The organism is Coprococcus sp. RTP31081st1_H1_RTP31081_211007 (assembly GCF_040227275.1).
GTDB classification, from domain to species: Bacteria; Bacillota; Clostridia; order Lachnospirales; family Lachnospiraceae; genus Coprococcus; species Coprococcus aceti.
On record NZ_JBEHVP010000001.1, the window covers coordinates 363,864 to 383,962 of the forward strand.

A 20,099-nucleotide genomic window follows, 5' to 3' on the forward strand; every position below is an offset into this window, starting at 1 on the left:
ACGCCTCATCTCTGTAGTATATTTTCATTGCTCAATTTATATATGTATATATTTCATCTATATCAGCTAAGTCCTGTCATACTCTCAAGTTTCAATATATCATCAAATATCTTCTGATAATTTCTGTTGCTTGTATCCATGTTCATGGTCGGCAGCAGCATCCTGTCAGATACCTGATACACACATAGCGGATTCTCAGATATATCAAGCTGGTATAACTCCATACCACTTTTCATAAGCTGTTTTCGCAATTTCTCGTAGAAGTAGTCGCCTATTGTCTCAAGGGTATTACCACATCCCTCAAACTCAGGAAGTTCATTAAGATACCGTCCCCTATACTGATCTATAAATGACGAGATGATTGCTTCCAACTTAAAAAAGGGAATATCCTCTTTACTATCCTTCATACCTATATAAGTGACAACTGTAAATGAGTGTCCATGTATCTTCGTTATGTCGCCATTAAAACTATGTTTTGCATTAAAGTAGGTTCTGTATATATAGTAGTTAAACAACCATACCCCTCCCGACCATAAACTTCTATTTCAACTTAATAAGACTCATTCTTATCATCTCTAAATTATAAGTACATCATTGTGATATATCAATGATGAAAAATTGCCAAAATAATGTCTGTTTTATGAACATTTTGTAACTTTATGTATAGTCAGAACGTTTCAACCGATTGCGCTGTTCACATTTTATTATCTGTTTGAGTGTTATTGATTGAATAGTCACAGAATCAGTCAAACAGTCATGATGTGAAGAGTCAAAAAAAGATCCCATCCATATGAATGAGATCTTTTTATCTATATCTGCATTATTGCCCCGACATTGCCATTTATGACTCAAGCAGTTTCTGAACACTTACAAGCTTTACGCAGAGAACAAATATCTCTGTTGCCTGCTGCATCTCCTCCGGTGTAGGGAATGAAGGTGCGATTCTGATGTTGCTGTCCTTTGGATCGTTGTGGTATGGGAATGTTGCTCCTGCGCCTGTGAGGATAACTCCTGCCTCCTTGCACTTTGCAACTATAGCCTTTGCACAGCCTTCCATAGCGTCAAATGATATGAAATATCCGCCGAGAGGCTTGATCCATGAACCAATTCCAAGTCCATCAAGCTCCTCCTCAAGAACTTTGAGAGTTGTTTCAAACTTTGGTCTCATGAAATCAGCATGCTTCTTCATATGCTCCTTGAGTCCGTCAAGGTTCTTGAAGTATCTTGCATGTCTGAGCTGATTTACCTTATCGTTTCCTATGGTCTGTATTGTGTAATGCTTCTTGGCATCCTCAAGATTTGCATGTGATGTAGCCATAGCTGAAACTCCTGAACCAGGGAAGCTTACCTTTGATGTTGAAGCAAACTCAAATACCATATCCGGATTGCCGGCCTTTTCACACTCTCCGATGATATCAAGTATCTCTACCTGATTGTCCTCATACAGATGATGGATGACATATGCATTGTCCCAGAAGATTCTGAAGTCCTTAGCTGCTGGTCTTAGATTTGCAAATCTTCTTACTGTCTCATCGCTGTAACAGATTCCCTGTGGGTTTGAGTACTTTGGCACACACCATATACCCTTTACTGTTGGATCTGAATTTACAAGTTCTTCAACCATATCCATATCTGGACCTGTCTCTGACATAGGTATGTTGATCATCTCTATTCCGAAATGCTCTGTTATAGCAAAATGTCTATCATATCCTGGAACAGGACAGAGGAACTTCACCTTGTCAAGCTTGCACCAAGGTGTCTCTCCCATTATTCCATGTGTATATGCTCTTGATACAGTGTCAAACATAAGAGTAAGACTTGCGTTACCACCGATGAAGATATGATCCTCAGTAGTTCCCATCATCTCTGCCATAAGTCTCTTGACTTCTGGAATTCCATCAAGGCACCCATAGTTTCTGCAGTCTATGCCACACTCTGACTTCATATCAGAATCACTGTTGATAACATCCATAAGACCAACAGATACTCCAAGCTGGGTTGGTGATGGCTTACCTCTTGACATATCAAGGTTCAGGCCAAGAGCCTTCTTCTCTTCATATGCCGCAAGCAGCTGCTCTCTAAGTTCCATTAACTCTTCTCTTGATAATTCACTGTACGCTTTCATAAAAGTCTCCCTTGCTACCTAACAATGTTATAGTTATATGTCCAGGTTGCACGTCAAAATATTCTACATTAAATAGACTATCCTAACGTTCAACCCTTGTATCATATAATTTATTTCTCCGGTTGTCTAGACCTTAATCGCATAAGTTTGCAGTATTTCGCAAATTTTGGTTGAAAAATCTAAGTTTAATCACTGTATTCGACTATATTTTCGTCAAAATTTCATATTTAACTTTTTATTTTCAAGTTAGCTGACATTGAAAGATGCTGCAGTGTTCTTTTGGGGTCGGCTTAAATATATGGCTCTATTGGTTATTTAGATGGTATCATGGATGCTATCTCAGCGGCAAGCTGCGATTTTGGCATGGTCTGAAGTGTTATTCTGCCAGGGCCTGTTACCACTGTATTGAAGAATCCCTCTCCTCCAAAGAACATATTCATGGCACCACCCTTTACTGTCTCTGCGTTCAAGGAACATGTTGCATCCATCATTGCAAGATAACCTGTGTCAATGACCATCTGCTGTCCCGGTGCAAGCATGTAATCCACAACAGAACCATCGATTTCAATGAACACTATTCCCTGACCTGTAATCCTCTGCATAATAAATCCCTCACCTCCGAAGAACCCACCGGCTATCTTCTTTTGAAAAGCTATCTCCAGATTGATTCCCGGTGTCGACGCAAGGTATGCTGACTTCTGACAAATGATCTCCTTGCCAGGTCCTATCTCAACCGCCATTATATTCCCCACAAAGCTTGAACCGAATGCTATCAGTCCAGGTCCCCCCTGAGCCGTATATGTATTTCGGAACATCGATTCACCGGATATGGCCCTGGTGAACATCTTGCCTACTCCGCCACCTGATGTCTGCATCTGCATATTCGGAGACATCCATACCATTGCACCTTTTTCGCAGTTTATAGATTCCCCTGCCTCCAAAATGATTTCTACCACAGGCATCATGCCGCCTTTGATCTCGTATCTCATATAATCTGACCTCCCTGTATTCTTCATATTTAAATATGAGTTTCATTTTTTTAATGATACAAATGTATTATATAGTAAATACTATTCATATAACAATGTTTATTTATAAATCATGAATAAAAGCCTGTTTTTATTAGGCATCTCACTTTTTCCCGCTTTTGGAACGAGTTTTTTCATATATTAATTGCTTTTTTTGAAACACAATGGTATATTTATTCAGATAAAATATGAAAGGAAGATGTAAAAATGAAACTCAAAAACTTATTAGCAATTTCAATGTCAGCAGTTCTGGCTATGACAGCTCTTACTGCTTGTGGAAGCAAGGATGATTCTTCGGAGGCAGCTTCAGAGAGTGCTTCATCATCAAAGAAGACTGCAAAGGTCATAGAGATTGACCTTACAGACGAGCAGTATGCTTTCGGTGTTGATAAGGATCAGCCTGAGCTCTTAACACAGGTCAATGATTTCATCAAGTCAATGAACGAGGATGGATCATTTGAGGAGATCTGCAATCACTATTTCGGTGACGGCGAGCCAGTTGCCGTTGAGTCAGCAACACTCGATGCAAACAAGGATCAGCTTGTAGTTGCAACAAATGCTGCATTCGAGCCATTTGAGTATACAAAGGGTGAGAACTACTATGGTGTCGATATGGAGATAGCTAAGGCTCTCGCAGACAAGCTTGGCAAGGAGCTCGTTATCCAGAACATGGATTTCGATGCTGTATGTCTCTCAGTTGGTCAGCACAAGTGTGATATCGCTATGGCAGGTCTTACTATAAAGCCAGACCGTGAGGAGTATGTAAGCTTCTCAGATTCATACTACAAGGCTTCTCAGAAGCTCATCGTTACATCAGACAATACAGAGTTTGATGATTGCAAGACAGCTGATGATGTCAACAAGATTCTTCAGGCTAAGGGCTCAGACATGAAGATTGGTTTCCAGACAGGTACTACCGGACAGTTCTACTGCGAGGGTGATGCAGACTGGGGATTCACAAAACTTGCTATGACTTCAACCGGCTACAAGAACGGTTCTCTTGCAGTTCAGGATCTTTTAAATGGTAACCTCAACTATGTTATCATCGATGCCGCTCCAGCAGCCAGCATCACTGCTGCTCTTAACGCAATGCAGTAAATTTTAATTCGGATTTAGTAATTTTAGTATTAACGCCAATTATGTTTGAAAGGATATTTCATGGGAGACATTTCTACAAAAATACAAAAGTTCATAGAAATATTCATCGACAACAACGGGTATGTTAAGGTAGTCGAGGGTCTGAAGAATACTGTGATAATAGCCATTGCCGGTCTTATCATCGGTATAATAATCGGTACCCTCATTGCTACCGTCAGGGTAATTCCAAAGTACAAGCGTCTGCCTAGAGTTCTGGATGCGATCTGCAGTGTATATGTAGGTTTCTTCCGTGGAACACCTATGGTTGTACAGCTTCTTCTCTTCTACTATGTTCTTCTTCCTATAGTGGGAGGACACATGACAGGAGTTCAGGTGGCTATGCTTGTATTCGGACTCAACAGCGGTGCCTACATCTCAGAGATCATGCGTGGTGGTATACTCTCCGTTGATCCAGGTCAGATGGAAGGTGGACGTGCCATGGGACTCAGTTTTTCGACTACCATGCTCAAAATCGTTATACCTCAGGCAGTCAAGAATATTCTGCCAACCCTTGGAAATGAATTTATTTCTTTAATAAAGGAGACTTCAGTTGTAAGTTTTGTCGGAGCAACTGATCTCTACGTTGCATTCAACTACATCGGAAGTAACAGCTACGAATTCATGGTCCCTTATCTGGTCATGGCGCTTATCTACATCGTGATGGTGCTTCTCATCAGTCTGGGAATCAAATTAATGGAAAGGAGCCTGAGAAAGAGTGATAGACGTCATTAATCTTGAAAAAAGCTTCGGTGATAACAAAGTCTTAAACGGCATCAATATCACCATAGACAAAGGCGATATAATGGTTGTTATCGGCCCTTCAGGTTCTGGTAAAAGTACATTTCTTCGCTGTTTGAACTGTATGGAAGATCCTACCGGCGGCCAGATTATATTCAATGGTGTTGATATAGCAGACCCTAAGGTTGATATCAACATACACCGCCGTCATATGGGTATGGTTTTCCAGCATTTCAATCTGTATAACAATAAGACTGTTATACAGAATATCATGCTTGCTCCTGTCTATGTCAGATGTCAGGATCTGAAAAAGGCAAAGCGGCATAATCTTCTGCTTCCTGTCACCAATCTCTTCCGCAAGGAAAAGCAGACAAAGCAGGAAATAACAACAACAAAATCAGAGATCATTGCCGAGGCACATGCAAAGGCGGAGGAACTTCTGAAAAGGATCGGTCTGGAGGACAAGGCGGATGTATATCCATCTACTCTCTCAGGCGGTCAGAAACAGCGTGTTGCCATCGTCCGTGCGCTTGCCATGAATCCTGATGTCATTCTGTTTGATGAGCCAACCTCAGCTCTTGACCCCGAGATGGTCGGCGAGGTTCTTGATCTTATGAAGGCTCTTGCGGACGAAGGCATGACAATGATCATTGTTACCCATGAGATGGGATTCGCCAGAGAGGTTGCCAATAAGGTTGTATTTATTGACGACGGACAGATTCTAGAATCCGGTACACCGGAGGAATTCTTCGGCAACCCTAAGAATCCTAGACTTAAGGATTTTCTTTCAAAGGTGTTATAAGACATTTTATCCGGCATGTGTGTTTTTTCATATGTGCCGGATTTTCTTATGTAAAAAATCATATCATTAATAATTTTTACTGTATATTCATACGTACTTTCCAATTCAATTCTTGATCCATTTCATATTTCAGTTCATTTTTTCAATTTATTTCCTTATTAGCTATGTACTTTTGGGCTCTTATACTTTATAATAACAATAATTTGGGCATTTTTATAAAAGAAAATAAATGATGTCCGGCAATGTTTAAAATCACATTAAAATACTTCTTTATTTTGTGTGGTTTCATGTAGTTTTCAGTGCTCTCGCTCTGAACAAGAATCATTTTACAATAAGGAGAAATATATGCCAAAAAGAGAAGACATTAACAAAGTTCTGATAATAGGATCTGGTCCAATCATCATAGGTCAGGCATGTGAGTTCGACTACTCAGGTACTCAGGCGTGCAAGGCCCTTAAGAAGCTTGGTTACGAGATCGTATTGGTCAATTCCAACCCTGCTACCATCATGACAGATCCTGAGACAGCTGATGTCACATACATTGAGCCGCTCAATGTCAAGAGACTTGAGCAGATAATTGCAAAAGAGAGACCTGATGCTCTTCTTCCAAATCTCGGAGGACAGTCAGGACTTAACCTTTGTGCTGAACTTGCAAAAGAAGGCATCTTAGACAAATACAATGTCAAGGTCATCGGTGTTCAGGTAGATGCCATTGAGCGCGGTGAGGACAGAATCGAATTCAAGAAATCCATGAACGCAATCGGAATAGAAATGGCAAGAAGCGAGGTTGCCTACTCTGTAGATGAGGCTCTCGCCATCGCAGATCAGCTCGGATACCCTGTTGTTCTTCGTCCTGCATACACCATGGGCGGTGCCGGCGGCGGACTCGTATACAACAAGGAGGAGCTCAAGACTGTCTGTGCAAGAGGTCTCCAGGCCAGCCTTGTAGGTCAGGTTCTCGTTGAGGAGTCAATCCTCGGATGGGAGGAGCTTGAGCTTGAAGTTGTACGTGACTGTGAAGGCAATATGATCACTGTATGTTTCATCGAGAACATCGATCCTCTCGGCGTTCACACAGGTGATTCATTCTGCTCCGCTCCTATGCTCACAATCTCTGAGGACGTTCAGAAGAGACTTCAGGAGCAGGCATACAAGATCGTTGACTCTGTTGAGGTCATCGGTGGAACAAATGTACAGTTCGCACATGACCCTGTATCTGACAGAATCATCGTAATCGAGATCAACCCTAGAACATCCCGTTCTTCTGCCCTGGCATCAAAGGCTACAGGATTCCCTATTGCCCTTGTGTCAGCCATGCTGGCAACAGGACTTACCCTCAAGGATATCGAGTGCGGTAAGTACGGCACACTAGACAAATACGTTCCTGACGGTGACTACGTGGTTATCAAGTTTGCACGCTGGGCATTTGAGAAGTTCAAGGGTGTCGAGGACAAGCTTGGAACACAGATGCGTGCCGTAGGTGAGGTCATGAGTATCGGTAAGACCTACAAGGAGGCTTTCCAGAAGGCTATCCGAAGCCTTGAGACAGGAAGATACGGTCTCGGCTACGCCAAGGACTACAATACAAAGAGCAAGGATGAACTATTGCGCATGCTTGCACATCCATCAAGCGACAGACATTTCATCATGTACGAGGCGCTCAGAAAGGGTGCTACAGTAGATGAGATTTTCGATATAACAAAGGTTAAGCACTACTTTGTTGAGCAGATGAAGGAACTCGTTGAGGAAGAGGAAGCACTCGCAGCACACAAGGGCTCTCTCCCATCTGACGAGGCACTCACCACTGCAAAGAAAGACGGTTTCTCAGACAGATACCTCAGCCAGATCCTTGAGATTCCTGAGGAGGACATCAGAAATAAGAGAATCGAGCTCGGAGTTACTGAGGCATGGGAAGGCGTACACGTAAGTGGAACAAAAGACAGCGCTTACTACTACTCCACATACAATGCACCTGACAGCAATCCGATAAATGAGAACAAGCCAAAGGTTATGATCCTCGGCGGAGGTCCTAACAGAATCGGTCAGGGTATCGAGTTTGACTACTGCTGCGTACATGCATCACTGGCACTTAAGAAGCTCGGATTTGAGACTATCATAGTAAACTGTAATCCAGAGACTGTTTCAACTGACTATGATACATCAGATAAGCTCTACTTTGAGCCACTTACACTTGAGGATGTTCTCAGCATTTACAACAAGGAAAAGCCAGTGGGCGTCATCGCACAGTTCGGCGGTCAGACACCTCTTAACCTTGCTTCTGACCTTGAGAAGAACGGCGTAAAGATCCTCGGTACATCTCCTGCTGTCATCGATCTTGCAGAGGACAGAGATCTCTTCCGTGAGATGATGGATAAGCTTGAGATTCCTATGCCAGAATCTGGTATGGCTACTACTGTTGACGAGGCACTTGAGATCGCTCACAAGATTGGCTATCCAGTCATGGTCCGTCCATCATACGTTCTCGGTGGACGTGGTATGGAGGTCGTATACGATGACGAGAGCCTTGACGGATATATGAGAGCTGCCGTTGGTGTCACACCTGACAGACCTATACTTATAGACAGATTCCTGAATCACGCCCTTGAGTGTGAGGCAGATGCCATAAGCGACGGAACTCACGCATTTGTTCCTGCCGTTATGGAGCACATCGAGCTTGCCGGAGTTCACTCAGGTGATTCAGCATGCATCATTCCTTCAGTACACATCACTGCTGAGAATGTTGCTACTATCAAGGAATATACAAAGAAGATCGCTGAGGAGATGCATGTCGTAGGTCTTATGAACATGCAGTACGCTATTGAGAAAGGCAAGGTATATGTTCTCGAGGCAAATCCTAGAGCATCCCGTACAGTACCTCTCGTATCAAAGGTATGTAACGTGCGCATGGTTCCTATCGCTACTGATATCATCACATCAGAGCTCACAGGAAGACCATCTCCTGTTCCAGCTCTCAAGGAGCAGCACATACCATATTACGGAGTTAAGGAGGCTGTATTCCCATTCAACATGTTCCCAGAGGTTGACCCGATCTTAGGACCTGAGATGAGATCTACAGGTGAGGTTCTCGGACTTTCAACCTACTACGGAGAGGCATTCTTCAAGGCTCAGGAGGCTACACAGACTCTCCTTCCTACAAGCGGAACTGTCCTGATCTCTGTAAACAGAAAGGACAAGGATGAGGTTATCGAGATCGCTCAGCTCTTCGAGAAAGCTGGTTTCAAGATCCTTGCTACAAGCGGAACATATGCCATAATTACGGCTGCCGGAGTAAAAGCTGAGAAAGTCAAAAAGCTCCAGGAGGGCAGACCAAACATCAATGACCTTATAACAAATGGCTCTATAGACCTGATAATCAATTCTCCGAGCGGTAAGGAAAGTGCCCACGACGACAGTTACCTCAGAAAGGCTGCCATCAAGGCAAAGATTCCTTATGTGACTACAATTGCAGGCGCAAGAGCAACCGCAAAGGGTATCCTGTACGTTCAGGCGCATGGTGACAGCGATGTGAAGTCACTGCAGGAGCTTCACAGTGAGATAAAGGACGCTGAGTAATATCGGGCGCGGGCGGCTTTGCCGCTCAGGTGGCCCGGATTGCCAGTTAAAGGACTAGAGGCTTGCTCTAGTTTACAATTTGTTGGCCAGCAAGACCTCTCAGCATTCAAAAGTGCATAAAATTTTATCTAAAATGACAAAAACCAGGAAAAGGATACAATTTCTAATGTCTTTGTATCCTTTTCCCGGTTTTATTTTAATTTGCGAAAATATTATGCGCTTTTTATTGATTACACTTCTCTCCAAGCTACCCTTCTCGCCAAACTACCTACACTGAGAGTCGAACATTTGTTTGATGTGATATATGCGGTGCTACCCTATTCGGTAGGCGGTTAGCCTTCATCACAGGAGTTTATAGCCATAATCAGCTTTATGCATCACTTGCTTTGCTCTTGATTATGCCGTTGGCTCTAAGAGCAATGATAAGACACAAAAATAACCGCCCAGTCCTAACAAACTTTAGCGGTTACTTTTGTATCCAATAATATCAGGGCTAACCGTCTATCGGTTGCACCTTTTGATATTATATTAGCATTCTCCACCCCCTTCATGTCAAACGTATATTAACTCATATTTTCCATATCTCACTGAAACTTGCTCATCATTTCCTCAAACAACTCAGGCCTGAGTAAGACAAGTCCGCCGTGTCCGAGTTCCGGTAATACTTCAAACTCCGTCTGAGGTAGCCTGCGCCTGATATACGCTATATCATTTTTCCGCTCTTTTTCTTCATTCTTTGCGTACCAATAATGGATGTGCGTATCAATCTTCGGAACAGGATCCGGCACCTTATAGTTATTGCACGATTCAAATGTTCGCCACAGTGTTTTGCTGCTGCAATGTCTCAGAACATCCGCAACATACTGCAGATCTTCCTTGGAATAGTCGTCTGTAGCAAATGCCTTTTCCAGCAAAGCCACACCGCCTGCTCTGCCTATCATCATCATTAGATAATCCTTGAGCGCAATAAAGCGTGTCACGATCCATGGCAACTGATACGGTGTGATTCCGCCGTCTATTACACAATGCTGTATTCTAACCTTCTGTCCCAGCGCAACCATAAGCGCAACGGAACCGCCCATAGAACAGCCATATACAGCATATATCTCCGTGAATCCCTTCGCCTTGATCCAGTTATTTAAGTCTGATGCAATCTGCTCCACGCTTGTAAAGTCATTGTCATTGTCAAAATCATAACCCGGAAGTGCCGGAACCAGCAGATGATAATTCTTTTCTAACAGAGGAATTACATTCTCAAAGTAATCCCACTTCACAACAGATGGATGTATCAATATTATCGTTTCTTTATTCTCTTTTCCGAACTCATGGATAGTCATTGTATTTTTCCTTCCTCATACCATATTCTTTCTTTAGATCATGATGAAAATATTCCACATTCCGTATAAGTGTTATAGAATTCGTCTACACCTTTCTCGTAGTGGAATTTCCAGTCAAGCTCATACTTTGATGTCTGGCTTGCTATGCTCTCCTGCACCTTTTTGTCCTGAACATTGTCAGTGAAGAGCGTACACTTCTTGTTCTCATGCGTCTTCACCATGAAAGGCGAATCGAACACCGCAGTGACCATCTCATCCACAACTTCAGGTGTGATCCTATCCGGCTCTGCCTTGTGCAGTGAAAATACAAATGCTGCGATATACAGGTTCATCTCCAGTGAGCTTCCACCTATATCGGGAGTTCTGAGAAGCATCTCCTTGTACTCTCTCTTCACGGATCTTTTATATCTCTTCATGTCCATATCAGGATATATCTGCGCAAGCCTTGCAAGTGCCTGCTTAAAACACAGCAGTTCCACAGCTTTTGCATACATTCCATATTTCAACATTTTAATCGCCTGCCCTTTTTATTCCTGTATCCATTCCTTAAGTGCGGCTGAGAGTCTTCTGTCTATATCCTTTCTCGTCGCCTCGCACTCATTTGGATAATCCTTTGCAGCCTTGAATATAAACTTCATGACGAATTTCAGTCCAACCGGAAGCGCCATACGAAGCATCGATTCCGGCAGCACAAAATGGGTTCCGTGCTCATACACAAGCGGCACATACTCACATGTATGCGGGCGCTCCTTCAGACGCTGATCCATTCTGCGGATGTATTTGCCCGCCTCCCAGAATGAGTCGTCATCTGCGCCAATTAAAAACAGCTTTCCCTTTATGTTCTCGACCTTGATCATTTCCTCTTCCGTATGTTCCCTTGCCTTCTCCGAATCGATGAACAGGCAGGTACTGCGCTCAATGTCACCGGAGTCCTTCGTCTCCTCCTCGATTTTCTGCCAGTACACAGGATGCTCATACACAAATGGCATATAAGCAAGAGGCTCGCCTCTCCACGAAAGAGTCGATGCACCCGGTATCGGCCATTCCTTACATCCGTCTTTTTTGCCCTGTTCAAATCCCTGCCATACAAAGTCACTTGCCGTAAGTCCAAATGTCAATGTGATATCAGGAAAATACGATGCCGCAACAAGGGAATCCATGCCAGCTGTACTCATTCCCATGATTCCTATTTTCCGGTTTCCATGACTTTTCAGCCATGCGATAGCCGACTCTATTCTCTCCAGCGGATTATTTACATGGCTGTAATTCTTTCTTCCGGGAGATACACAGAGTGCGTTCACACCATTTTTGTGCAGCCACTTTGCTCCGCACTTCGCCATAAAATCATTCGGATCATCTCCAAACAGTCCTATGAATGCACAGTCAGCCCCATTTGGATTCTCGTAGTATGTTCCGTAGAACCCATCCTTCTCGATCTCAAAAAACTGTTTTTTCACAACTTTTTCCTCCATTTTCCTGTATACTCCAGACCGCCCTCGCTGCCTGATATAACACAATGACAACTTTATCTCTTCTGTCACCAACCGGATATAAGACACAATCCGCCTTGTGCAGTGTTTCTTTTATAGTTTCAGAACCTTTCATTTGTTACATCCCCCTGATCCAATTCTCTTAACAACCACAATGTTAGCCGCTACTAACTTTATTGTCAACTGTTATTGCTTTATAAATCAAAAAAACTCCCGCAAATAAAAAAGCACCCTCAAACACACCTTCTAAGACCTAATGATGTGTTCACGGATGCCTTTTGCACCGTATTACTCTTCTATCGTCTCCTCCCGGTAATCCGGGTCTTCATACCAAATATTGAAGTAAAGCTTATCTCCTTCACGAAAGTTGAAAGTTTCCCTATCATCTATTGCAAAGCTCACTTTCTCGGGCCAGATGATCTCAAATGTCCCATCATTTGACTGCCGTGTCAGCGATAACGGAGAGGTATAAAGAATGAGATTATAGCTATCATCAGCTTGTGCATTACATGCTTTGCTCTTGGCTATACAATAGGTCCTAAGAGCAATGATAAGACACAAAAATAACCGCCCAGTCCTGAGAAAACTTTTGGCAGTTATTTCTAATCACTAATATCAATATCAGGCTAACCGTCTATCGGTAGCACCTTTTGATATTATATTAGTATCAAGCCTCACTCATGTCAAACATATATCGATGGGAAGACACCTTATAGCAAACAATAATATTCAATACTTAATTGATATATCCAATTTCATTCATTTGTTTTGAAATTTTTTACCGCCATTGCAATCATTGCCACACTATATATCAATACAATTATCAACATAAATCGTGAAATCATAAAACCAACAGTGAATTGTATCGGAATACAAATCAGCGGTATTAGTATAATCGAAAATATGATTGAAAATATTGGATGTTTCCTCTTGATACTGAAATATAGAGCAAGTATTGCCATAGCAATGCCGCTCAAGAACATAATTCCCAATACTATAAGTAAAAATGTTATTGTATTTCCCATTACAAACTCCCCCATTCAAATCTCCTTTTGGTGTTTCAGATTACTTGACAGGTCCACCCCAAGACGTAAATCTATCTGCATATGTGTCAAGATCAGCCGTGCTCACAGTCAGTTTACCATCTATATTTTTATAGCCAATATAGGTGGGATTACACCCTCCCGATGTCTCGCCCACGCTGTCCATAGTGAATGTATTTCCACAGTTCTGGCATACCAGCTTTCCATCCTGCTCCTTAAAATATGCCCTTGGCGACGGATTACATACCTGACAAGTGTTAAGTGACAGGCGTGTTGTCCCGTCAGATGCTTTAACAGCGATAAGCTGGATGTTTGTTCCATTTGAATCATAGTTAACATATATCGGATCAGAAGTCAATGTGTCTGCGTCAATTGCAATCTCGCCATTTTCAACTGCGGGAGTTACATATACATCCGCCTTGTTCTCCTCTGTAGTATAATCGATTTTTCCACTCTCAGATGAGGTTGAATTTCCTGATGCACTTGTATTTCCTGACGTATTTGAACTTCCACAGGCTGCCAGCATTGATACCACAAGTGCTGTCATTATAACTGTAAGTATTTTTCTGCTTGTATCTGTTTTCCTTGTCATTGTTTTATTTCTCATTATCTCATTCTCCTTCTCTGCCAATGATATTTATCTTGCCATTTATCATTCCCATCCAACATGTGAACTGAACACTCCCCGGTTCTCCCGGTGTAAATTCAACCACATTCTCGCCTGGTGTAAATTCATGAGTTATGCCATAAGCACTCAATATCATTTTATAATTGCACCCGTTGATGACCTCCTCCGGCACATTTATTGTCCATTTGACCGGAATTCCGCTATAAACTGTAATCTCTGGGTAACTTCCAAAGTCCAGTTCACTGCTTACATATTGCACATCGCCTGATTCTGATATCTCTGCCATGTTTAACTCTTCCGTGTTTTCTGATAAAGTGGCTGTTCTGTTCATATTAATTCCAGACAGGCTTACCCCCTGTGAAAGCATCGCAAGTCCCAGAACCACAACAAGAATACATCCTGCACGCATGACAATCTTTGTATATTTCTTGCCAAGCACAGATACGATACTTCCAAATCCAAGCATCAAGGGAACTGTACCCAGGCTGAACATCAGCATTGCAAATGCTCCTGATACAGGATTACCTGAACCAAGCGCGATGATCTGCATAGACTGCATGGGACCACATGGCATCAATCCGTTCAGTAAACCTACAAAAAATGGACGCTTTTCAGTTAACTTTCTCCTGCTTATTTTATTTGCAAGTTTATTCGGAAATCTTATCTGAAGCTTTCTCAGTACAGGAATAACTCCCAGCATGTTTATTCCCATTATCACCATAAACAGACCTGCTATTATCTTCAATATTCCCTGCATGATCAGTGGAATTCCTGTCTTAGTCCCACCTGTTAATATCATACCTATTCCGCCAATCAGGAAACCAATTACAGCATATGAAATCACTCGCCCTGTGTTATACAGCAATGATGGCATAACCTCACTGTTTCCATTCCCGCTGTCATCTTTCCCCGCAGGTATACATTGCGACAGATTGATACCGCCGCACATCGCTATGCAGTGAACCGATGTAAGTAGTCCCACTACAAACAACATACCGTAGCTCATCGTTGAATCAGCAAGCATCGATGGAACAAGCAGGTTCAGAACACCAAATCTCTGTAACAGATAATACAGCCAGATAATAATTGCAAATGTGCCTATTGAACTGCCAATTTTCTTATAATGTATTTTTCTTTTTTGTATTACTGTATAATCAAGGTTCTGAATGATATCTATAATACTTTCTAGTGTCAATATATCACCGTCAAACTCGATTTCCGCCTGCCCTTTGCTGTATGAGACTTGAACTTTAGATATTCCTGCCATATTTCGTAAAGCCTGCTCTACCCTGTTCTGGCAGTTGACACATGTCATTCCCTCAATCAATAGGATTTTTTTCTCCATTGTCATACTTATAATTCCTTTTTATATACCCCTACAGGGTATTTTTAACATTGACAATATAAACACCTGCATTATATTTGTCAATATTTTTCACAAATTATTCAAACATTAGAAAACACAGTTTCCAATTTTCTGCCCCATATAAAAAAGCAGCCAGACAAAATTTTGCCTGACTGCTGGTAGATGCTCACCCAATTATTATAAATATTTACTTCAATCGAACCCTACAGTTCCTTGTGGCGTGCAAAGTAATCCTTTGTCTCTGCCACAACCACACTGCTGAGTGCAAGCAGTGCTATGATATTCGGAATCGCCATAAGTCCGTTAAATATATCAGCGATAGTCCATACAGCCTTAACTGTCATGTATGGTCCGATAAATACGCAAAGTATGTATAACCAACGATAGATCTGAACTGAAACCTTGCTGCCATTTGTGAGGTACTCAAGACACCTCTCGCCATAGTAATCCCAACCAAGGATAGTTGTAAATGCGAAGAATACAAGGCAGATCATCAGGATGAATGCTGCAACCTGACCTGGCATAAAGAAAAGTCCCTTCTGGAATGCATCAGTTGTGACTGCGATTCCCTCAAGGCTGCCATCCTGCCAGCTTCCCATCATAACGATTGAAAGACCTGTCATTGTACATACGATGATAGTATCAATAAATGTACCTGTCATTGTTACAAGTCCCTGACGAACAGGCTCCTTTGTCTGAGCTGCTGCTGCTGCGATAGGTGCAGAACCAAGACCAGCCTCATTCGAGAAGATACCACGTGCAACACCCTTCTGCATGGCTATTGCAAGACTTGCTGTAACACCACCTGCAAATGACATAGGCTTAAATGCGCACTTGACTATTGTTTCAAATGCAGCTGGAACTTTATTTATATTAACTATGATAAGAACCAGACACACCACGATGTAGAGAACTGCCATGAATGGTACTATAATCTGAGAAACCTTTGATATTCTCTGGATTCCACCGATTACGACAAGTCCTACAAGGATTGCAAGAATAAATGCTGAGATGACGATGGCTATTGAGTAGTCATTTCCAAAGATTGATACTGTATTTGCCTTGTCAGGATCAAAGAAAGCCTGAACTGCAGAAGCAATACCATTTACCTGTGTAAATGTACCGATACCCATGAGACCTACGCATGCTCCGAAGAATGCAAATATCTTTGCAAGCCATTTCCACTTGTGACCCATACCATTCTCAATGTAGTAGAAAGGTCCTCCGAGAACGTGTCCATCCTCGTCAATCTTTCTGTACTTTACAGCAAGCAGTCCCTCTGAATACTTTGTTGCCATTCCGAAAAGCGCTGCTACCCACATCCAGAAAAGTGCTCCAGGACCACCGGCAAGGATACCTATAGCTGTTGCTACTCCTACGATGTTACCTGTACCGATAGTTGCTGAAAGTGCTGTACATAACGCGCCAAAGCTCGTCACCTCTCCTGTACCGTCTTCCTCATTCTTGATCATGAATCTCAGTGCCTTTGGCAGATGAACTATCTGAAGGAACTTAAGTCTGATCGTCAGATAGATTCCGCAGACGATGATGAGTATTATGAGTGGCAAGCCCCAGACAATATCATCAACTTTGCCTAAAAAGTTTGTGAATGCGTCCATGTTACTCCTCCTATTTTTTATTTATAATTCACAAGTGTAAATTATAGCATAAAAATTCTTAAATAAAAACGAAAAAACACGCATTTTCAACATTTTTCTTGTTTTTTTGCGTGTTTTTTGAATATTTGTTTATTATATTACGAAATAACGCATATTTATATTCTTTACCGTCTCTTTGCCAGATGTGGTTTGTCATCACTTCTTATAAGCATCCAAACAAGTGAACTTACAAGAAGAAGTATTGGATAAAACAGATTTGGAATTATCTGGAATGCTGATATCTCATGTCCCAGCTCCGACACCGCTGATATTGCAACCAGCATCTGGGCACCGTAAGGAATGATTCCCTGGAATATGCATGAAAATGTATCAAGCAGCGACGCTGATCTCTTCGGGGATATACCATAATCCTCTGCCATCTCCTTTGCTATCGGATTCGCCATGACTATCGCGACCGTATTGTTGGCTGTGGCTATGTCCATGGCTCCAACCAGAAGTCCGATTCCAAGCTGACCTCCCTTGTCCCCTTTGAACACCTTCTTTATAGCCGAAAGCAGCGCCTCAAATCCGCCATACTCTCTGATGAGTGAACACATGGCAGCCACAAGTACAGCTACCATACTCGTCTCGAACATTCCCGCTGCACCGCTTCCCATATTCGTCAGGAGATCCACTGCTGCCGTCTGCCCTGTGGCAAGCATGATGATGGAGCCTGACACGATTCCAACTATCAGGACTACAAACACATTAAATCCCACTATTCCTCCTATGAGTACCAGAACATAAGGTATGATCTGTATCATATTGTAATCATGGTGTACTACTCCGCCTATCTCAGTATTGAATGACTTAACCAAGATTACTATGAGCGTCACAATCGCCGCAGGAAATGCTATCCAGAAGTTTGCCCTGAACTTATCTTTCATGGCACACCCCTGACCATTACATGCTGCTATGGTCGTATCCGATATGAACGACAGGTTATCTCCGAACATCGCACCGCCCATGATGGACGCCACACAGAGCGGCAGATTAAATCCTGACGCATCGGCAACTGCAACTCCTATAGGCGTCAGAAGTGTTATTGTTCCAACAGACGTTCCCATAGCTGTTGAGACAAAGCACGCTACAACGAACAAAACTGCCACGGAAAATCTCGCCGGAATGATACTCAGCATAAAGTATGCCACACTCTCGGCACTGCTCCGCCCCACGACTCCCACAAATATTCCCGCCGTCAGGAATATGAGCAGCATGGTTATAATATTTTTGTCTGTAAGTCCATTTGCCATGATCTGAAGCTTCTCATCAAAGCTTACCTTTCTGTTCTGCAGACATGCCACAAATATCGCCACCATAAAGGCAACCACTATTGGAATATTGTAAAATCCCATCGGGATCTTCAGCACGTACTCAAACAGTATTCCAAGTCCCAGATACAGGACAAGAAAGACGTATATCGGTATCAGTGCCGCACCATTTGACTTCTTCATAATTCTCCCTCTTCTTTCAATATTTTACCTAAATCGTATATCTTTTAATTGAACCTTTATTCTGCCATGGTATACAAGATACACCGCGTGGACTCCCTCTGGGAAATCCACTTTGTTCTCGCACCATCTCCACTCTGTCTCTGAGATATCTTCAGATACAGGTATATCTATTCTTCCGATACTCTCACCGTCTTCTGTCACACATATGTCAAAGTATCCTTCTACATTCTCTGCCAGATCGTTTGCATCCTTGAGCTGCTCCTGATTCTCGCATCTCTCGTCTACCCTGACAGGTCCCTCATACACCACCTTGTTGGCATCCGTCTCATATCTGACATTCACGCCAAATGTACTGCTGCCCCCAAGCGCAAAATACTTATACCCTATGAGTGTTCCATCCTCTATCTCCGCAATAAATCTATCCTCACCCTTGTTCGTCACATTTGGGAATTCTATCGTGTATATACTGTTGGAGCCGTGCGGCATATGTCCATTTGTCAGGTTGCATGCTATCACCGCTGGATACGTGCCATTTGCCACAAGCGGTCCATTGTTCAGTCCGCAGCTCGTAACCTCCACCTGGTCTATGTGTCCATCCGCAGCTATATAGATCTTCTCGGCACAGGCCTGTCTGCTGTAGTCCGACTTATGTGTGAGCCTGTGATAGAACACGTACCACTGACCATCTATGCACTCTATACTTCCGTGCGTGGTTCCGGTCATATTCAGCTTGTTCTCGAAACTTCTTCCCTTATATCCCACATCGCCATTTGACACTATAGTGCCACCAAATGTAAATCCGTGATCCGGATAATCGCTCACCGCATAGCACAGCTCATGGTTCTGCCATGACGAATAAACAAAGTAGTATTTGTCTCCCACCTTTCTCATGGATGAACCCTCAAAAAATGGATGCTCCTCAAATGATGTGCCCTTCACAGCGTAAGGAATGATGTGCCTCGGTTCTTCCTTGACCGTCAGCATATCGTCCTCAAGCACCACCATGATCGGTCCCATGATGCTGTCCTTGTAGCCAAGTATCTCCTCCTTTGTTCTTCCAAACATAGATACCTCATCATCCAGCCTGCCATTTGTCAGAAAATCAGGCTCCTCCTCGTATCCGTACTGGGTTCCGTAGAATATCCTGATGGTTCCGTCATCATTCATGGCTGCCGGATCAAAGCAAATGTACTTCTTCATCACAGTGCCGTCCTTGTAATGCACATGGCCAAGATATTCGTATTTGCCCACCGGCGTATCGCACACAGCCACACTGATCGGACCTGTGTATCCGCCGTAACCGTAGTCACCGCCCATACAGTAATACAGATAATACCTGCCGTCATTTCCCCTCACGACATCTGGCGCGTACATATACTTCAGCTCCGGGTATGCCGGATCCTGGCTCGCCCTGTATGTAATGCCCTCGCATCGCCAGCTTGTCAGATCTTTTACCGGCGCGGAGTACACCACATAATCCTGCATACAGAACGTGTAACCACCTTCCTTATCGTGAGATCCATAATGATAAACCCTGTCGCCCCATACATGCGGCTCGCCGTCCGGTATGTACTCATTCAGCGGCAAAAAGGGATTGTAAACCTGCCTGTTCATATATCTTCTCCTTCTTGTATCAATTTTTTCTGTTCCCCTAAAACAATAAATCCCCAACATGATCCGCGTCATCTACAGACATGTTGGGTTCTCATATTTACAAGTA

The 20,099-nt window shown here is 42.9% G+C and carries 17 protein-coding genes; 4 read left to right on the plus strand and 13 right to left on the minus strand.

The window, feature by feature from the left end; genetic code table 11:
- Positions 1 to 62: 62 nt before the first annotated feature.
- From ABUA31_RS01585 to ABUA31_RS01595, 3 genes are all read right to left on the minus strand, one after another.
- Complete coding sequence (locus tag ABUA31_RS01585) at positions 63 to 515, minus strand: 6-carboxytetrahydropterin synthase (RefSeq protein WP_022216358.1); 453 nt, start codon at positions 513 to 515, stop codon at positions 63 to 65.
- Positions 516 to 841: 326 nt separating this feature from the next.
- A complete protein-coding gene (locus tag ABUA31_RS01590) occupies positions 842 to 2,125 on the minus strand; it encodes an aspartate aminotransferase type Ic (RefSeq protein ID WP_055144300.1) in 1,284 nt (427 codons plus the stop codon).
- 311 nt (positions 2,126 to 2,436) lie between these two features.
- On the minus strand, positions 2,437 to 3,114 hold the full coding sequence (locus tag ABUA31_RS01595) for a TIGR00266 family protein (protein ID WP_044998312.1): 678 nt from the start codon (positions 3,112 to 3,114) through the stop codon (positions 2,437 to 2,439).
- Between the two features lie 246 nt (positions 3,115 to 3,360).
- On the opposite strand from ABUA31_RS01595, the gene ABUA31_RS01600 reads away from it, so the two are divergent.
- The 4 genes from ABUA31_RS01600 (at position 3,361) to carB (ending at position 9,403) form a co-directional block, all read left to right on the plus strand.
- Positions 3,361 to 4,251, plus strand: coding sequence for a transporter substrate-binding domain-containing protein (locus tag ABUA31_RS01600; RefSeq protein ID WP_004853029.1), 891 nt, complete (start codon positions 3,361 to 3,363; stop codon positions 4,249 to 4,251).
- A gap of 60 nt (positions 4,252 to 4,311) precedes the next feature.
- Positions 4,312 to 5,022: an amino acid ABC transporter permease gene (locus tag ABUA31_RS01605; protein WP_004853031.1), complete on the plus strand. Its 711-nt coding sequence runs from the start codon at positions 4,312 to 4,314 to the stop codon at positions 5,020 to 5,022.
- Positions 5,006 to 5,830 (plus strand): amino acid ABC transporter ATP-binding protein, encoded by an 825-nt coding sequence (locus ABUA31_RS01610; RefSeq protein ID WP_004853032.1) that lies wholly within the window; start codon positions 5,006 to 5,008, stop codon positions 5,828 to 5,830. The genes ABUA31_RS01605 and ABUA31_RS01610 overlap by 17 nt, the downstream gene beginning before the upstream one ends.
- Positions 5,831 to 6,175: 345 nt before the next feature.
- Positions 6,176 to 9,403 (plus strand): carbamoyl-phosphate synthase large subunit, encoded by a 3,228-nt coding sequence (gene carB, locus ABUA31_RS01615; RefSeq protein WP_119203197.1) that lies wholly within the window; start codon positions 6,176 to 6,178, stop codon positions 9,401 to 9,403.
- A 584-nt stretch (positions 9,404 to 9,987) separates the two neighbouring features.
- On the opposite strand, the gene ABUA31_RS01620 is transcribed toward carB, so the two are convergent.
- The 10 genes from ABUA31_RS01620 to ABUA31_RS01665 form a co-directional block, all read right to left on the minus strand.
- Positions 9,988 to 10,740, minus strand: a complete 753-nt coding sequence (locus ABUA31_RS01620) for an alpha/beta fold hydrolase (RefSeq protein ID WP_004853039.1) — start codon at positions 10,738 to 10,740, stop codon at positions 9,988 to 9,990.
- Positions 10,741 to 10,778: 38 nt separating this feature from the next.
- Entirely contained in the window at positions 10,779 to 11,249 is a 471-nt protein-coding gene (locus tag ABUA31_RS01625; RefSeq protein ID WP_349818390.1) for a hypothetical protein, read from the minus strand.
- An 18-nt stretch (positions 11,250 to 11,267) separates the two neighbouring features.
- A complete protein-coding gene (locus ABUA31_RS01630; protein ID WP_502879340.1) occupies positions 11,268 to 12,197 on the minus strand; it encodes an acyl-CoA thioester hydrolase/BAAT C-terminal domain-containing protein in 930 nt (309 codons plus the stop codon).
- A complete protein-coding gene (locus tag ABUA31_RS01635; protein ID WP_349818392.1) occupies positions 12,178 to 12,345 on the minus strand; it encodes a hypothetical protein in 168 nt (55 codons plus the stop codon). Before ABUA31_RS01635 ends, ABUA31_RS01630 begins: the two co-directional genes overlap by 20 nt.
- A gap of 640 nt (positions 12,346 to 12,985) precedes the next feature.
- Positions 12,986 to 13,270, minus strand: a complete 285-nt coding sequence (locus ABUA31_RS01640; protein WP_349818393.1) for a hypothetical protein — start codon at positions 13,268 to 13,270, stop codon at positions 12,986 to 12,988.
- 25 nt (positions 13,271 to 13,295) lie between these two features.
- Positions 13,296 to 13,880 carry a DUF2318 domain-containing protein gene (locus tag ABUA31_RS01645; RefSeq protein ID WP_055144290.1) on the minus strand — a complete coding sequence of 195 codons (585 nt, stop codon included), beginning with the start codon at positions 13,878 to 13,880 and terminating at the stop codon, positions 13,296 to 13,298.
- A gap of 4 nt (positions 13,881 to 13,884) precedes the next feature.
- A complete protein-coding gene (locus ABUA31_RS01650) occupies positions 13,885 to 15,252 on the minus strand; it encodes an urease accessory protein UreH domain-containing protein (RefSeq protein WP_349819962.1) in 1,368 nt (455 codons plus the stop codon).
- Between the two features lie 218 nt (positions 15,253 to 15,470).
- Positions 15,471 to 16,886, minus strand: coding sequence for an alanine/glycine:cation symporter family protein (locus ABUA31_RS01655; protein WP_055144286.1), 1,416 nt, complete (start codon positions 16,884 to 16,886; stop codon positions 15,471 to 15,473).
- A 164-nt stretch (positions 16,887 to 17,050) separates the two neighbouring features.
- A complete protein-coding gene (locus ABUA31_RS01660) occupies positions 17,051 to 18,379 on the minus strand; it encodes a Na+/H+ antiporter NhaC family protein (protein WP_349092661.1) in 1,329 nt (442 codons plus the stop codon).
- Between the two features lie 24 nt (positions 18,380 to 18,403).
- On the minus strand, positions 18,404 to 19,993 hold the full coding sequence (locus tag ABUA31_RS01665) for a family 43 glycosylhydrolase (protein WP_349092660.1): 1,590 nt from the start codon (positions 19,991 to 19,993) through the stop codon (positions 18,404 to 18,406).
- Between the last annotated feature and the right edge of the window lie 106 nt (positions 19,994 to 20,099).

Bases quoted from the DNA above. Each gene is read 5' to 3' on its own strand.
- ABUA31_RS01590 (WP_055144300.1), bottom strand. From the start codon at position 2,125: ATGAAAGCGTACAGTGAATTATCAAGAGAAGAGTTAATGGAACTTAGA.
- ABUA31_RS01660 (WP_349092661.1), bottom strand. From the start codon at position 18,379: ATGAAGAAGTCAAATGGTGCGGCACTGATACCGATATACGTCTTTCTT.
- ABUA31_RS01625 (WP_349818390.1), bottom strand. From the start codon at position 11,249: ATGTTGAAATATGGAATGTATGCAAAAGCTGTGGAACTGCTGTGTTTT.
- ABUA31_RS01605 (WP_004853031.1), top strand. From the start codon at position 4,312: ATGGGAGACATTTCTACAAAAATACAAAAGTTCATAGAAATATTCATC.
- carB (WP_119203197.1), top strand. From the start codon at position 6,176: ATGCCAAAAAGAGAAGACATTAACAAAGTTCTGATAATAGGATCTGGT.
- ABUA31_RS01655 (WP_055144286.1), bottom strand. From the start codon at position 16,886: ATGGACGCATTCACAAACTTTTTAGGCAAAGTTGATGATATTGTCTGG.
- ABUA31_RS01635 (WP_349818392.1), bottom strand. From the start codon at position 12,345: ATGAAAGGTTCTGAAACTATAAAAGAAACACTGCACAAGGCGGATTGT.
- ABUA31_RS01645 (WP_055144290.1), bottom strand. From the start codon at position 13,880: ATGAGAAATAAAACAATGACAAGGAAAACAGATACAAGCAGAAAAATA.
- ABUA31_RS01650 (WP_349819962.1), bottom strand. From the start codon at position 15,252: ATGACAATGGAGAAAAAAATCCTATTGATTGAGGGAATGACATGTGTC.
- ABUA31_RS01595 (WP_044998312.1), bottom strand. From the start codon at position 3,114: ATGAGATACGAGATCAAAGGCGGCATGATGCCTGTGGTAGAAATCATT.
- ABUA31_RS01600 (WP_004853029.1), top strand. From the start codon at position 3,361: ATGAAACTCAAAAACTTATTAGCAATTTCAATGTCAGCAGTTCTGGCT.
- ABUA31_RS01620 (WP_004853039.1), bottom strand. From the start codon at position 10,740: ATGACTATCCATGAGTTCGGAAAAGAGAATAAAGAAACGATAATATTG.
- ABUA31_RS01640 (WP_349818393.1), bottom strand. From the start codon at position 13,270: ATGGGGGAGTTTGTAATGGGAAATACAATAACATTTTTACTTATAGTA.
- ABUA31_RS01665 (WP_349092660.1), bottom strand. From the start codon at position 19,993: ATGAACAGGCAGGTTTACAATCCCTTTTTGCCGCTGAATGAGTACATA.